This is a genomic window from Kitasatospora sp. SolWspMP-SS2h (assembly GCF_003259315.1).
In the GTDB taxonomy this organism is placed as follows: domain Bacteria; phylum Actinomycetota; class Actinomycetes; order Streptomycetales; family Streptomycetaceae; genus Kitasatospora; species Kitasatospora fiedleri.
The window spans coordinates 232,564-245,663 of record NZ_QLLT01000005.1; the positions used below are offsets into that span (position 1 = coordinate 232,564).

At 76.4% G+C, this 13,100-nt stretch carries 8 protein-coding genes; 5 read left to right on the forward strand and 3 right to left on the reverse strand.

Annotated elements, in window-relative coordinates:
• Nucleotides 1-14: 14 nt before the first annotated feature.
• The gene (gene malQ / locus K353_RS08610; protein WP_111552980.1) at nt 15-2,168 is read right to left on the reverse strand and encodes a 4-alpha-glucanotransferase; all 2,154 of its coding nucleotides are present in this window, start codon (nt 2,166-2,168) and stop codon (nt 15-17) included.
• 398 nt (nt 2,169-2,566) lie between these two features.
• Between malQ and K353_RS08615 the strand changes: the two genes are divergently transcribed.
• Entirely contained in the window at nt 2,567-6,394 is a 3,828-nt protein-coding gene (locus K353_RS08615) for a beta-N-acetylglucosaminidase domain-containing protein (protein ID WP_111552981.1), read from the forward strand.
• A gap of 145 nt (nt 6,395-6,539) precedes the next feature.
• Here K353_RS08615 and K353_RS08620 read toward each other — a convergent pair whose 3' ends face one another.
• Nucleotides 6,540-7,151, reverse strand: a complete 612-nt coding sequence (locus K353_RS08620; protein WP_111552982.1) for an HNH endonuclease — start codon at nt 7,149-7,151, stop codon at nt 6,540-6,542.
• A gap of 299 nt (nt 7,152-7,450) precedes the next feature.
• Here K353_RS08620 and K353_RS08625 point away from each other — a divergent pair, with 299 nt between their 5' ends.
• Entirely contained in the window at nt 7,451-8,524 is a 1,074-nt protein-coding gene (locus K353_RS08625; RefSeq protein WP_111552983.1) for a mechanosensitive ion channel family protein, read from the forward strand.
• Between the two features lie 25 nt (nt 8,525-8,549).
• On the opposite strand, the gene K353_RS08630 is transcribed toward K353_RS08625, so the two are convergent.
• The gene (locus tag K353_RS08630) at nt 8,550-9,416 is read right to left on the reverse strand and encodes a LysR family transcriptional regulator (protein WP_111552984.1); all 867 of its coding nucleotides are present in this window, start codon (nt 9,414-9,416) and stop codon (nt 8,550-8,552) included.
• A 90-nt stretch (nt 9,417-9,506) separates the two neighbouring features.
• Here K353_RS08630 and K353_RS08635 point away from each other — a divergent pair, with 90 nt between their 5' ends.
• From K353_RS08635 to K353_RS08645, 3 genes are all read left to right on the forward strand, one after another.
• Nucleotides 9,507-10,286, forward strand: a complete 780-nt coding sequence (locus K353_RS08635; protein ID WP_111552985.1) for an SDR family oxidoreductase — start codon at nt 9,507-9,509, stop codon at nt 10,284-10,286.
• Between the two features lie 169 nt (nt 10,287-10,455).
• The gene (locus tag K353_RS08640; protein ID WP_111552986.1) at nt 10,456-11,646 is read left to right on the forward strand and encodes an ROK family transcriptional regulator; all 1,191 of its coding nucleotides are present in this window, start codon (nt 10,456-10,458) and stop codon (nt 11,644-11,646) included.
• A 95-nt stretch (nt 11,647-11,741) separates the two neighbouring features.
• Nucleotides 11,742-13,100 carry an ABC transporter substrate-binding protein gene (locus tag K353_RS08645; RefSeq protein WP_111552987.1) on the forward strand — a complete coding sequence of 453 codons (1,359 nt, stop codon included), beginning with the start codon at nt 11,742-11,744 and terminating at the stop codon, nt 13,098-13,100.

Below are 13,100 nucleotides of genomic sequence, written 5' to 3' on the forward strand. Positions count from 1 at the left end.
AAGGTACCGGCCTCCTACACCGCTCCGCCCGGCGGGGTGCGCCTGTCGGCGTGTCCCGCCGGCACCGGGGCCAGCGGGGCGAGGGTGGCGGCGATGCCGGCGGTGCCGGGGGCGGCGGCCAGGTCGTCCAGGGTGCGGGGGGTGCCGGTGGCGTCGGCGACCGGCAGGCGCCAGTTGGGGTACTGGTCCCAGGTGCCGGGGAGGTTCTGCGGGCGGGGGTCGCCGACGGTGTCGGGGAGCCAGACGCCGACCAGCTTGGCGGGGGTGGCCAGCAGGTAGGCGTAGAGCGCCTCGGGGGTGGGCGGCTCGCCCTCGGCGAGCAGCCCGATCCGGACCAGTTCGCGCTGCCAGTCGGCGAGTTCGGCGGCGGCCGCCTCCTGCTCCTCGGCCAGCGGCCGGGCCAGCAGGCCCAGGTGGTGGCGGAGGCCGACGTGCTCGCCGCTGAGCCGGGCGGCAGTGGAGGGCAGGTCGTGGGTGGTGAGGGTGGCCAGGCAGCCGGGGCGCCAGCGCTCGGGGGGCAGCACCGCGCCGCCGGCCCGCCAGTCGCGTTCGAACCAGAGCACCGAGGTGCCCAGCACGCCGTGCTCGGCGAGGCGTTCGCGCACGCCGGGCTCGACGGTGCCGAGGTCCTCGCCGATGACGGCCGTCCCGGCCCGGTGCGCCTCCAGGGCGAGGACGGCGAGCATCGCCTCCGCGTCGTAGCGGACGTAGGTGCCCTCGGTGGGGCGGGCCCCCTCGGGGACCCACCAGAGCCGGAACAGGCCCATCACGTGGTCGATCCGGATCGCCCCGGCGTGCCGGGCGGAGGCCCGGATGAGTTCGGCGAACGGGGCGTACCCGGCCTCGGCCAGCGCGTCGGGCCGCCAGGGCGGCAGGCCCCAGTCCTGGCCGTGGGCGTTGAAGGCGTCCGGCGGGGCGCCGGTGGAGATCCCGGCGGCCAGCACGTCCTGGAGCACCCAGGCGTCGGCGCCGTCGGGGTGGACGCCGACCGCGAGGTCGTGGATCAGGCCGAGCGGCATGCCCGCGTCGGTCGCGGCGCGCTGGGCGGCGTGCAGCTGCTCGTCGACCAGCCAGGCCAGCCAGCGGTGGAACTCCACCCGGTCCTTCAACTCGGCCCGGGCGGCGGCCACCTGCGGGTTGGCGGGGTGGCGCAGGCCCTTGGGCCAGGCGTGCCAGCCGGCGCCGTGCACCTCGGCCAGCGCGTTCCAGAGCGCGTGGCGCTCCAGCCACTCGCCCTCGCGCCGGACGAACGCCCGGTACGCGGCCTCCCGGCCGACGCCGCGCGGCACGGTGTGCAGCAGCTCCAGGGCCCGGCGCTTGAGCGACCACACCGCGTCGCGGTCGATCAGGGCGTCGTGCTCCAGCACCTCCTCGCGCAGCAGCCGGGCCCGGCGGGCCAGGTCGGGGGCCTCCTCGTGCCGGGTGTACTCGGGGAGCGCCTCGATCCGCAGGTGCACCGGGTCGGCGAAGCGGCGCGAGGAGGGGCGGTAGGGGGACGGGTCGGAGGGGGTGCCGGGCATGCCCGCGTGCAGCGGGTTGATCTGGAGGAAGCCCGCGCCGAGTTCGGCGCCCGCCCACCGGGCGAGTTCGGCCAGGTCGGCCAGGTCGCCCATGCCCCAGGACTGTTCGCTCAGCACCGAGTAGAGCTGGGCCAGGAAGCCCCAGCTGCGCCCGGTGGGCTCGGGGATCCGCGGCGGGGCGGCCAGCAGGGCGGCCCGGGCGGTGCGCCCGTCCGCCCGGACGGTCAGCAGGTGGCGGCCGGGCGGCAGGTCGGCGGGCAGCGGGTGCGGCTGGCCGCCGGTCGACTCCCGGATCTCGCCGCCCCGTTCGAGCTCGATCCGGACCTCCGCCCCGGCCGGCAGGTCGAGCACGGTGCGGCGGCCCTGCCAGGCGACCACGGTGGGCGGCAGCAGCCGGGCGGCGCGCTGCGCGCGGTGCCGCTCCAGGGCCGCGGCGGCCAGCTCCGGCGTCCCGGCGTCGACCCCGAGCGCGGCCAGCACGGCGGTCAACGTCCGCGCGCCGACCTGCACCGGGCCGGAGCCGGTGTCGTAGCCGGTGTCCACCCCGTGGGCGTGCGCGAGCGCCGTCAACTCCGGTGGGGCGGGCGGGTTGTCCGCCGCCGGTACCTGCTCGGATCCCGCCTGCTCGCGGTCAAGGTATGCGGCCACCCAGCGCACTCCGTCCTCGGGGCTCCCGAATCGTCGACAGCCACAGTCCTACCCGCGCCGCCGCCCGGCGACCCCGACCGACACGGCCCGCGCGCCGCACCGGTCGGGTGAACGTCCCCGCGCGCGGTTGCCGGTCCGCCGCCGGCCCCGTCTCCGGCCCGCCGCCGGCCCGCCGCCGGCCCGGGCCCGTCCGGTGCCGGCCCGGGCCCGTCCGGTGCCGACCCGGGCCCGTCCGGCGTCGGACACCCCGCCGATAACGTCCGATAACGGACATAGCCGCCAGGAGCGTTGACAGGGACGCGGGGAGCTGGTGGGGTGGGCGGGCCGGACGGCAGCGGGGGGCTGGGGCCGGGGCGGCGGGGGCCGGTGAGCTGGGCGTTTCGGGCGAGGAGGCTCCGGTGCAGGCGCGGGTTTCGGTGGCGGCCGGGCGGCGGCTGCGGCAGCGGTTGGAACAGAGCGCGGCGCTGCGCGAGGTGCTGTACCACCCGGCGGCGCTGGCGGCCCGCCGGACGGCGGCGCGGACCGCCCGCCAGCTGGCGCCGCGGGCCGCGGACCGGTTCATCGCGGACGTCAAGGGCACCGCGCCGCTGCTGGCCTCGGTGCGGGCCGAGCGCCGCACCGGCCGGCGCGGCAGCACGCTGCGGATCGCGGCGACGCTCTCGGCGGCCGCGGTGGTCGGCGGACTGCTGCTCCCGGCTCCGGGCTTCGCCGCCGAGGCGGGCCTGCGGACCGGACCGGGCACCGCCGCGCCGGACGTCGCCGAGCCGGCCGCGCCGGTCGCGGAGGCCCCGCTGCCGCTGGGCTCGCTGACCGACCCCCAGGTGTTCCCGCGCCCGCAGGAGCTGCACGCCGGCGGCGGCCCGGTGGCGGTGCCCCGGCAGGTGCTGCTGGTGCTGGCCGACGCCGCGGACGGCCCGGCGGTGGACGCGGTGCGCGCGCTGCTGGCCCGGGCCGGCGCGACCGAGGTGCTGAGCGTGCCGCAGGCCCCGGCGCAGCCCGCCCCCGGCACGCTGGTGGTGTACGTGGGCGGCCCGTACGAGGGCGCGGGCGGGACGACCGACCGGGTGCTGCGGCAGCTCGCGGTGGCGAACGGGCTCAAGGACACCGAGGTGCCGCAGCTGACCGGCCTGCCCTCGGGCGGCTACCTGCTGGCGTCCGGCCGGCTGGCGACCCCGGGCGGCTCGTACGGCGCGGTGGTGCTGGCGGGCATCGACGGCGCGGGCACCTACTACGCGGCGCAGAGCCTGGCCCAGCTGCTCTCCCCGGTCGCCCCGGGCCAGGGGCAGGGCGGCGAGGGCGACCGGGGCTTCCCGGGCGTGCTGGTGCGGGACTGGCCGACCGGCGCGGCGGCGCGCGGCACCGCGGAGTCGTTCTACGGGGCGCCGTGGAGCGCCGCGCAGCGGCTGGCGGTGGTGGACTTCCTGGGCCGCACCAAGCAGAACTACTTCCTGTACGCGCCGGGCGGCGACCCGTACCGGACGCAGCGCTGGCGGGAGCCGTACCCGGCCGAACAGGCCGCCGAGCTGGCCGAGTTGACCGCCCGGGCGCGGGCCGCGCACGTGACGGTGGCGTACTCGGTCGCCCCGGGGCAGTCGTTCTGCTTCTCCTCCGGCAAGGACGTCGACGCGCTGGTCGCCAAGCTCGACGGGCTGCGGCGGCTGGGCGTGCGGGCCTTCCAGCTGGACTTCCTGGACGTCTCCTACGACGAGTGGCACTGCGGCGCGGACCGGCGGAAGTTCGGCACCGGGCCGGTGGCCGCCGCCCGGGCGCAGAGCGGCCTGATCGCGGCGGTGCAGGAGCGGCTGGTGGCCGGGCACCGGGAGCTGGCGCCGCTGTCGGTGGTGCCGACCGAGTACCTGAAGCAGGGGTCGACCCCGTACCGGGCGGCGCTGGCGGCCGGGCTGCCCGGCGCGGTGCAGGTGGTCTGGAGCGGCGGGTCGGCGATCCCGAAGCAGGTGACGGAGGAGCAGATCGAGTCCACGGCCGGGCTGTTCGGGCGCCAGTTGGTGACGATGGACAACTACCCGGTGAACGACTCGGCGCCGGACCGGCTGTTCCTGGGCGGCTACGACGGGCGCGACCCCGAGGTGGCGCGGCGCTCGGCGGTGCTGCTGACCTCGGCGATGAGCCAGCCGGTGGCCTCCCGCATCCCGCTGGCGACCGCCGCCGACTTCGGCTGGCAGCCGGACGGCTACCGCCCGGACCGCTCGCTGGCCGGGGCGCTGCGGCTGCTGACGGCCGGCCCGGCGCAGCGGGCCGCGGCGGCGGCGCTGGCCGGCAACAGCGCCTCCTCGCCGCTGGGCGGCCAGGAGTCGGCGTACCTGGCGCCGCTGGCGGAGCGGTTCTGGGCGGCGGCCGAGCCCGCCTCGGGCGCGCCGGCCGACCCGGCGCAGCTCCAGCAGGCGGCGCAGCCGCTGCGCGAGGCGTTCACCGTGATGGCGGACGCGCCGCGGACCCTGGCGGGCGACCCGCTGGCGGCGGACGCGGCGCCGTGGCTGGCCCGGCTGTCCGCGTACGGCGCGGCGGGCCGGGCGGCGGTGGACATGCTGCTGGCGCAGCACGGCGGCGACGGCGCGGCGGCCTGGCAGGCCCGGCTGGAGCTGGGCCGGCAGCGCGGGGTGCTGGAGCAGAACCCGGTGACGGTCGGCAAGGGCGTGCTGGACGCGTTCCTGGACCGGGCGGCGAAGTCCGCGGACACCTGGTCGGGCATCACCGCGGGGGCGTCGCCGACCACCACCCTGGGCACCGCGCACGACCACGGCCCGGCGCTGATGGCGGACGGCTCCGGGCAGACCTTCTACTGGTCGTCCGCGCCGCCGCAGGTCGGCGACAGCTTCGGCCTGGACCTGGGCACCCCGAAGCCGCTCGGCTCGGTGACGGTGCTGATGGGCTCCTGGGGCGACGACCCGGACGCGGCCCCGGCGGCGGACGACTACCTGCGCGACGGGGTGCTGGAGTACTGGAGCGGCTCGGGCGGCTGGCAGCGGCTGGCCACCGTGCACGGGCAGCGGACGGTCAGCGCGACCGCCCCGCCGGGCGCGGTCGCCAAGGCGGTCCGGCTGCGGGCCACCGCCGGGCAGCAGACCGCCGTCGCGGTGCGGGAGTTCACCACCGCCGCGCCGGACGCGGTGGACGCCTCGGTGTCCGGCCCGCCGGCCGCGCCGGGCTCCTCGCCGCAGGCGGTGCTCTCCGGCGACCCGGACTCGGCGTTCCGGGCGGCCGCGCCGCCCGCCGCGGGCGACGCCCCGCTGACGGTGGAGCTGGGCTCGGCCCGGCCGCTGGACCGGCTGACCGTGCTGACCGACCCGACGGTGCGGGCCGAGGCGACCGCGCAGGTGCGCCGCCCGGACGGCAGCTGGGCGGACCTGGGCCCGGTCCGGCCCGGCTACAACGAGCTGAAGGCCGACGGCGGGCCGGTGGAGGCGCTGCGGCTGGTGTGGCGGCCGGGCGGCGAGGCCCCGGTGGTCAACCAGGTGATCCCGTGGTGGGCGGACGCGCCGGCGGCCCGGCTGACGCTGGCCGAGCCGGCCCTGGACGTGGTGGCGGGCGCCGCCGCCCCGGCCCGGGCCCGGGCCACCGTGGAGTCCGGCCGGCCGGACCCGCTGACCGGCACCCTGACCGCCGAGGTCCCGGCCGTGGCCAAGGGCCTCACGGTGGCCCCGGCCCCGGCGGTGACGGTGCCGCGCGGCGGCCAGGTGGGCGCGCCGCTGCTGGTCACCGCCGCCGCGGACACCCCGTCGGGCAGCTACCGGGTGCCGGTGGTGTTCACCGCGGGCCCGCTGGCCGTCCGCCAGGAGCTGCTGGTGCACGTCGTCCCGCCGACCGGCGGGCCGGACCTGGCGCGGTCGGCGACGGCCTCCTCCTCGGGCGACGACAGCGCGAAGACCCCGGCGGCGGCGGTCGCCGACGGCGACCCGGGGACCTCCTGGAGCTCCCCCGCCGAGGACGGCGCCTGGGTGCAGCTGCGGCTGCCGCAGCCGGTCCGGCTGGGTTCGGCGGTGCTGCACTGGGGCGCGGCGTACGCCTCCGCGTACCGGCTGGAGACCTCGGCCGACGGCGTGGTGTGGACCACCGTCGCGGAGGTGGGCAACGGGCAGGGCGGCACCGAGACGGTCCGCTTCGACGCGCCGGGCGCGCGCTACCTGCGGGTGCAGGGCGCGGGCCGGGCCACCCGCTACGGGTACGCGCTGTCCGGGGTGGAGCTGTACGGCGTCCAGGCGCCGTAGAGCGGCACGGCGAACGGACGAGTGCCGTGGAGCGGTGCGGCGGGCGGGCGCCGTGGCACGCGGCGGGCCGCCGACGCTCCCGTCGCGGGGGCGCCGGCGGCCCATGAGGCGTACCGGTTGTCGTGTCGGGCAGGCCCTTGTCTGTTCAGGCGGAGAGCGGAGCGTGCTGCTCGCCGCGGCGGATCGGACGGGTGCGGACGGGGGCGGGCAGGACCGTCTCCGGATGGTCGTGGTGCTCGAAGTCCCGGAACTGGTCGAGGCCGCCGTACGGCTCCAGGTAGGGCCGCCAGCGCGGGTCCCTGATCCCGGTGCCGATGACCCGCCAGGCCAGGCCGCTGGGCGCGGCCGGGGGGCGCTTCATCCGCCAGCCGAGGTCGGCGAGGTGCCGGTCGGCCTTGGTGTGGTTGCAGCGGCGGCAGGCCGCCACCACGTTGTCCCACCGGTGCTGGCCGCCCCGGCTGCGCGGGATGACGTGGTCGACACTGGTGGCGGCGGCCCCGCAGTACACGCACCGACCGTGGTCGCGGGCGAACAGCGCCCGCCTGGTCAGCGGTACGGGGCCGCGGTAGGGGACCCGCACGAAACGGGTCAGTTTGACGACGGACGGCGCCTGGACGGCACCGGTGGCGCTGTGCAGAGTGGTGCCCGCATCCTCCAGGGCGATCGCCTTGTGGTTGAGGACGAGGATGAGAGCGCGTCGCATCGAGACGACACCGAGTGGCTCGTACGACGCGTTGAGGACAAGGACATGCGGCACGGGGCCTCCTTGGACGCCTGCGGCGCGTGGCTCGCGCCGAGTCGAGCGGGTGACCGCGGCCCTCGCGGGACGTGATCTCCCTCAGTGTCGCCTTACGTCGTCGTACGACGCCACCATTTCTCCGTGAACGGGCCGCGCGCGTGCGGTGAGCCCCCGCGCGTTCCGCCATAGCCGGTATGCCCAGCTCGCGGCCCTCCTGCACGTACCGTGCGGGTGGTGCTGCGGTGCGTGTCCGGAACCGTTCGCAGGCCGTCCGAGCGGGTGAACGGGGCCCGGAACGGGCTCGCTACAGTGGGGCGATGCTCGCCGATTCCGCTGCCGACCGCACCAGCACGCCCGCGTTCACGCTGCCCACCAGCACGGCCGGTGTGACCGACACCACCCGGCAGGCGGCCGGCTGGCTGGACGACAACTGGCAGGGCTGGGTCGTCTCCGGGCTGCGGATCGTGCTGATCCTCGGGCTGGCCCTGGTGCTGCGGGCGGTGGTCCGCAAGGTGATCGAGAAACTGGTCACCCGGATGGGCCGCCCCGCGGAGGCCGACGGCGACCACGGGATGCTCGGCGGGCTGCTGGCCAACACCGGCGTGGTCAACACCGAGCGGCGCCAGCAGCGCTCCGAGGCGATCGGCTCGGTGCTGCGCTCGGTGGCCTCGTTCGGCATCCTCGGCACCGCCTCGCTGATGGCGCTGTCGGTGCTGGGCGTCGACCTGGCCCCGCTGCTGGCCTCCGCGGGCGTGGCGGGCGTGGCGATCGGCTTCGGCGCCCGCAACCTGGTCACCGACTTCCTCTCCGGCGTCTTCATGATCATGGAGGACCAGTACGGCGTCGGCGACGAGATCGACACCGGCATCGCCACCGGCACCGTCCTGGAGGTCGGCCTGCGGGTCACCAAGCTGCGCGGCTCGGCGGGTGAGATCTGGTACATCCGCAACGGCGAGGTCAAGCGGATCGCCAACATGAGCCAGGGCTGGGGCACCGCCACCGTCGACGTGCAGGTCGGCTACAAGGAGGACCTGGAGCAGGTCGAGGCGCTGATCACCGAGACCGCCGAGCAGTTCGCCAAGGAGAGCCCGTACGACGAGCTGGTCTGGGGCCGGGTCAAGGTGCTGGGCGTGGAGTCGGTAGCCGTGGACTCGGTGCAGCTGCGGGTCGAGGCCCGCTGCACCCCCGGCAAGTCCGCGCAGGTCGCCCGGGCGCTGCGGCTGCGGCTCAAGGCCGCCTTCGACCTGGCGGGCGTCAAGCTCCGGGAGGAGGCCGCCGCCACCGTTCCGGCCCAGGCCGTCGCCGCCCCCGAGATCCTGCCGCCGTCCGCGCTCGCCGACCCCAACTCGGCCCGCTCGCTGGCGGCCAAGCCGATACCGACGCAGAACTGACCCGGCGGCCGCCCCCGGCGGGCCGTCAGGAGACCGGGCCCCCGGCCGGGCCCCCGGTCGAGCTCCCGGTCGCCGTCCGGAGCAGGGCGGCCAGGGCGCGGGAGCGGCTGTCGGGGGGCCAGGCGAGGAGGGTGGTGACCTGCGGGGCGTCCGGGACGGGGCGGACGGCGACGTCGTCGCGGAGCTGGCTGCGGGCGGAGTCGGGCAGGACGGCGTAGGTCCGGCCGAGGGCGATCAGCTGGTAGAGCTGGGCGTGGTCGCGGATCGCCGGGCCGGGGCCGTCGCGGTGGGTGCCGTCGGAGCGCGGGTAGCGCGGGGCGGGCAGGTCCGTCAGCTCGGCCAGGTCGGCGAGGCGCAGTTCGCGGCGGGCGGTCAGCGGGTGCCCGGCGGGCAGCAGGGCGACCTGGCCCTCGGTGCGCAGCTCCTCGGTGTCCAGGCCGGCGGCGGAGTCGAACGGCAGGTGCAGCAGCGCCACGTCCGCCTCGCCGCGCCGCAGCAGCGGCCCCTGCTCGCCGTACTGGCACAGCCGGACGTCCACCGGCACCGCGTCGGGCTCGGCGGCGTAGGCGGCCAGCAGCTTGGCCAGCAGTTCGGTGGACGCGCCCGCCTTGGCCACCAGCACCAGGCCCGGCTGCCCGGCCCGGCGGGTGCGGGCCTCGGCCGCGGCGACCGCGTCCAGCACGGTGCGGCCCTCGCGCAGCAGCACCCGGCCCGCGTCGGTCAGCGCCACGCCGTGGCTGTCGCGGGTCAGCAGGACGGTGCCGAGCCTGCGCTCCAGCCGGGCGACGGCCCGTGACAGCGGGGGCTGGGCCATGCCGAGCCGCTGGGCCGCCCGCCCGAAGTGCAACTCCTCGGCGACGGCGACGAAGTACCGCAGTTCCCGGGTCTCCATCCGTCCAGCCTACGGCGATACCCGCCGGGTATCGCCGGGGTGCCGGATCGGTCCTGGCCACGGCCGGGGCGGCGGGCCGAGCATGGCGGTATGAACGAGAAGAGCGAGCAGAGCGAGAAGAGCGAGCAGCACGGGCAGCACGGGCAGGGCGCGCCGACGGTGGCGCTGGTGACCGGCGCGAACAAGGGCATCGGGTACGAGATCGCGGCGGGCCTCGGCGCGCTGGGCTGGCGGGTGGGCGTGGGCGCCCGGGACGGGGGGCGGCGGGAGGCGGCCGTCGAGGCGCTGCGGGCGGGCGGGGCGGACGCCTTCGGGGTGCCGCTGGACGTCACCGACGACGCCTCGGTGGCCGCGGCGGCGGAGCTGCTGGCGGAGCGCTTCGGGCGGCTCGACGTCCTGGTCAACAACGCGGCGGTGACCGGCGGTTCGCCGCAGGAGCCGACCGTGGTGGACCTGGCGGAGGTCCGGCTGGCGGTGGAGACCAACGTGCTCGGCGTGATCCGGGTGACCAACGCGCTGCTGCCGCTGCTGCGCCGCTCGGCCTCGCCGCGGATCGTCAACATGTCCAGCGGGGTGGGGTCGCTGACCCTGCAGTCCCGGCCGGGGGCGGAGACCGGCCCGATCTCGGCGGCCTACTCCCCGTCGAAGACCTTCCTGAACGCGGTGACCGTGCAGTACGCGAAGGAGCTGCGCGACACCGGCATCCTGATCAACCTGGCCTGCCCCGGCTACTGCGCCACCGACCTGAACGGCCACCGCGGCGTGCGCACCCCCGCGCAGGGCGCGGCGATCGCCGTCCGGCTGGCGGCGCTGCCGGACGGCGGCCCCAGCGGCGGGTTCTTCAACGAGGACGGTCCGCTCCCCTGGTGACGGCGGCGCCGGGAAAAGGGGCGGGAGCGGACCACGGTCCGCTCCCGCCCCTTTTGCCGTGTGATTTTTCGTGTGACGAACCGGCGTCCGGGCGTTGACATCCACGGCTCGCGATTGGAAACTTTCCTAACAGTTGGCCGCAACCGCGTACGCAGAGGAGGATCGGGCCGTGACCACCCGAAAGACACCCCGTTCCCCGCTGGCCGGTACGCCGAGCCTGCTGCGGGCCATCAACGATCGTGCCGCGCTGGAGCTGCTGCTCGCCAACGGCCCGCTGTCCCGCACCCAGATCGGGACCTTGACCGGGCTCTCGAAGCCCACCGCCTCGCAACTGCTGGCCCGACTGGAGGCGGTGGGGCTGGTGGTGCCGGTGGGCACGACCGCCGGCGGGCCGGGGCCGAACGCCCAGCTGTACCAGGTGAATCCGGCCGCGGGCTACGTCGCGGGCGTGGACGTGACCAGCACGACGGTGCGGGTCGCGGTCGCGGACGTCACCGGGACGACGCTGGCCGAGCACCGGGTCCCGACCAAGGGCTGGCCCGCGGCGGAGACGGTGCCGCGGGTCGCCGAGGCGGTCGCCGAGACGGTGCGCCGGGCGCAGCTCGCGCCGGGGAGCCTGCGCGAGGTGGTGGTCGGGATCGGCGGCGCGCCGGACCCGGTGACCGGGAAGCTGCGGTACGCCTCGCACCTGCCGGGCTGGCACTCGCCGCGGCTGGTGGAGGAGCTGGAGCAGGCCCTGGGCGCGCCGGTGTCGATCGAGAACGACGTGAACCTGGCCGCGGTCGCGGAGCAGGCCGGCGGGGCGGCGGCGGGGTGCGAGGACTTCGTGCTGCTGTGGGCCGAGGAGGGCATCGGCGCGGCGATCGTGATCGCGGGCCGGCTGCACCGGGGTTTCACCGGGGGCGCGGGCGAGGTCGGCTACATGCCGGTGCCGGACGCCCCGGTGTCGTTGGGTTCCCGCCGGAAGGTGACCGGCGGGTTCCAGGACCTGGCCGGTGAGCCCGCGGTGCTGGCGCTGGCCCGCCGGCACGGGCTGCGCGGCGCCGACGCGGCGCAGGCGGTGGCCGGGGCCCTGGGCAGTGCCGAGGGCGAGGCCTTCCTGGCCGAGCTGGCCGAACGGCTGGCGGTCGGACTGGCGGTGATCGCCTCGGTGGTGGACCCGGAGCTGGTGGTGCTCTCCGGGGGGACGCCGACCGCGGGCGGTGAACGCCTGCGGGAGCTGGTCCAGGAGGCCCTGGGCCGGATGTCCATCCCGCGGCCGGAGGTGCGGCTGTCGGCCGTGCCGGGGCCGCCCGTCCTGACCGGCGCGCTGCAGCGCGCGCTGGCGAGCACCCGGGACGTCCTGTTCAGCACCCACTGACACCTTGACCGACGTTCGCACGCGCCCCACCGCCCCCCGAGGGCCGCGGGGCCATGCCGCCCTGCCCCCGTCCCCTTCCCAGGAGTGCAACTTCCGTGGACACCACCCGCAGATCCCCGCTCGCCCGCCGCCCGCTGGCCGCGCTCACCGCCGCCGTCTGCACCACCCTGCTGGCCGCCGCCTGCACCGGCACCGACTCCGGTGGCGGGCAGGACGGTTCGGCCTCCGGCCAGGACGTGACGATCACCTTCTGGCACGGCTGGAGCCAGGACAACGAGGTGAAGGCGATCAACGACAACGTCGCCGCCTTCGAGAAGCTGCACCCGAACATCCACGTCAAGGTGGTCGGCAACATCGCCGACGACAAGGTCGAGCAGGCGCTGCGCGCGGGCGGCCCGGACGCCCCGGACGTGGTGTCCTCGTTCTCCACCGACAACGTGGGCAAGTTCTGCGCCTCGCACGTGTGGGCCGACCTCGGGCCGATGCTGAAGAAGGACGGCGTCGACCCGGCGAAGACCTTCCCGGGCGCGATGCTCCAGTACAGCCGGTACCAGGGCGACCAGTGCGCGCTGCCGCTGCTCGGCGACGCGTACGGCCTGTACTACAACAAGACCGCGTTCGCGGCGGCCGGGATCACCGCGCCGCCGAAGACCTTCGGCGAGTTCGCCGAGGACGCCGCCAAGCTGACGGTCGCCGACGGCGACTCGTACAAGCAGCTGGGCTTCATGCCGAACTACCACGGCTACGAGACCGCGATCGCGCACTACCTCGGCCAGTACGGCAGCACGTACTTCGGCCCGGACGGCACGTCGAACGTGGCCACCGACCCGACCGTGACCGCCGCGCTGACCTGGCAGAAGCAGCTGGTCGACCGGCTCGGCGGGTTCGAGAAGCTGGAGAAGTACCGGACCACCTTCGGCGACGAGTTCAGCGCCAAGAACCCGTTCACCACCGGGCAGGTGGCGATGAGCCTGGACGGCGAGTGGCGGACCGCCTCGCTGGCCGAGGACCAGCCGGCCTTCGAGTGGGCGACCGCGCCGTTCCCGGTGCCGGACGACCAGGCGGCGACGTACGGGCGCGGCTACCAGACCGGCACCATCGTCGGCATCGCCAACGGCTCGAAGAAGCAGACCGCGGCCTGGACCTTCGTCAAGTACCTGACCACGGACACCGACGCGGTGGTCTCCTTCGCCAACGCGATCCACAACGTGCCCAGCACCCTGGCCGCGCTGGACTCGCCGAAGCTGGACGCGGACGCGAACTTCCGCACCTTCATCGACATCGCGAAGAACCCGAACTCCTCCACCACGCCCGCGAGCATCAACGGCGGCGCCTACCAGGTGTCGCTGCAGAACCTCAGCTACGAGGTGGAGTCCGGTCGGCAGAACGACCTCGGGGCGGGCCTGACGGCCACCGCCAAGGAGATCGACGCCGCCGTCAGCCAGGCGAAGTGA

Coding starts and splice junctions, on each gene's coding strand:
- K353_RS08625 (WP_111552983.1), top strand. CDS start 7,451: ATGCTCGCCGATTCCGCTGCCGACCGCACCAGCACGCCCGCGTTCACG.
- K353_RS08630 (WP_111552984.1), bottom strand. CDS start 9,416: ATGGAGACCCGGGAACTGCGGTACTTCGTCGCCGTCGCCGAGGAGTTG.
- K353_RS08635 (WP_111552985.1), top strand. CDS start 9,507: ATGAACGAGAAGAGCGAGCAGAGCGAGAAGAGCGAGCAGCACGGGCAG.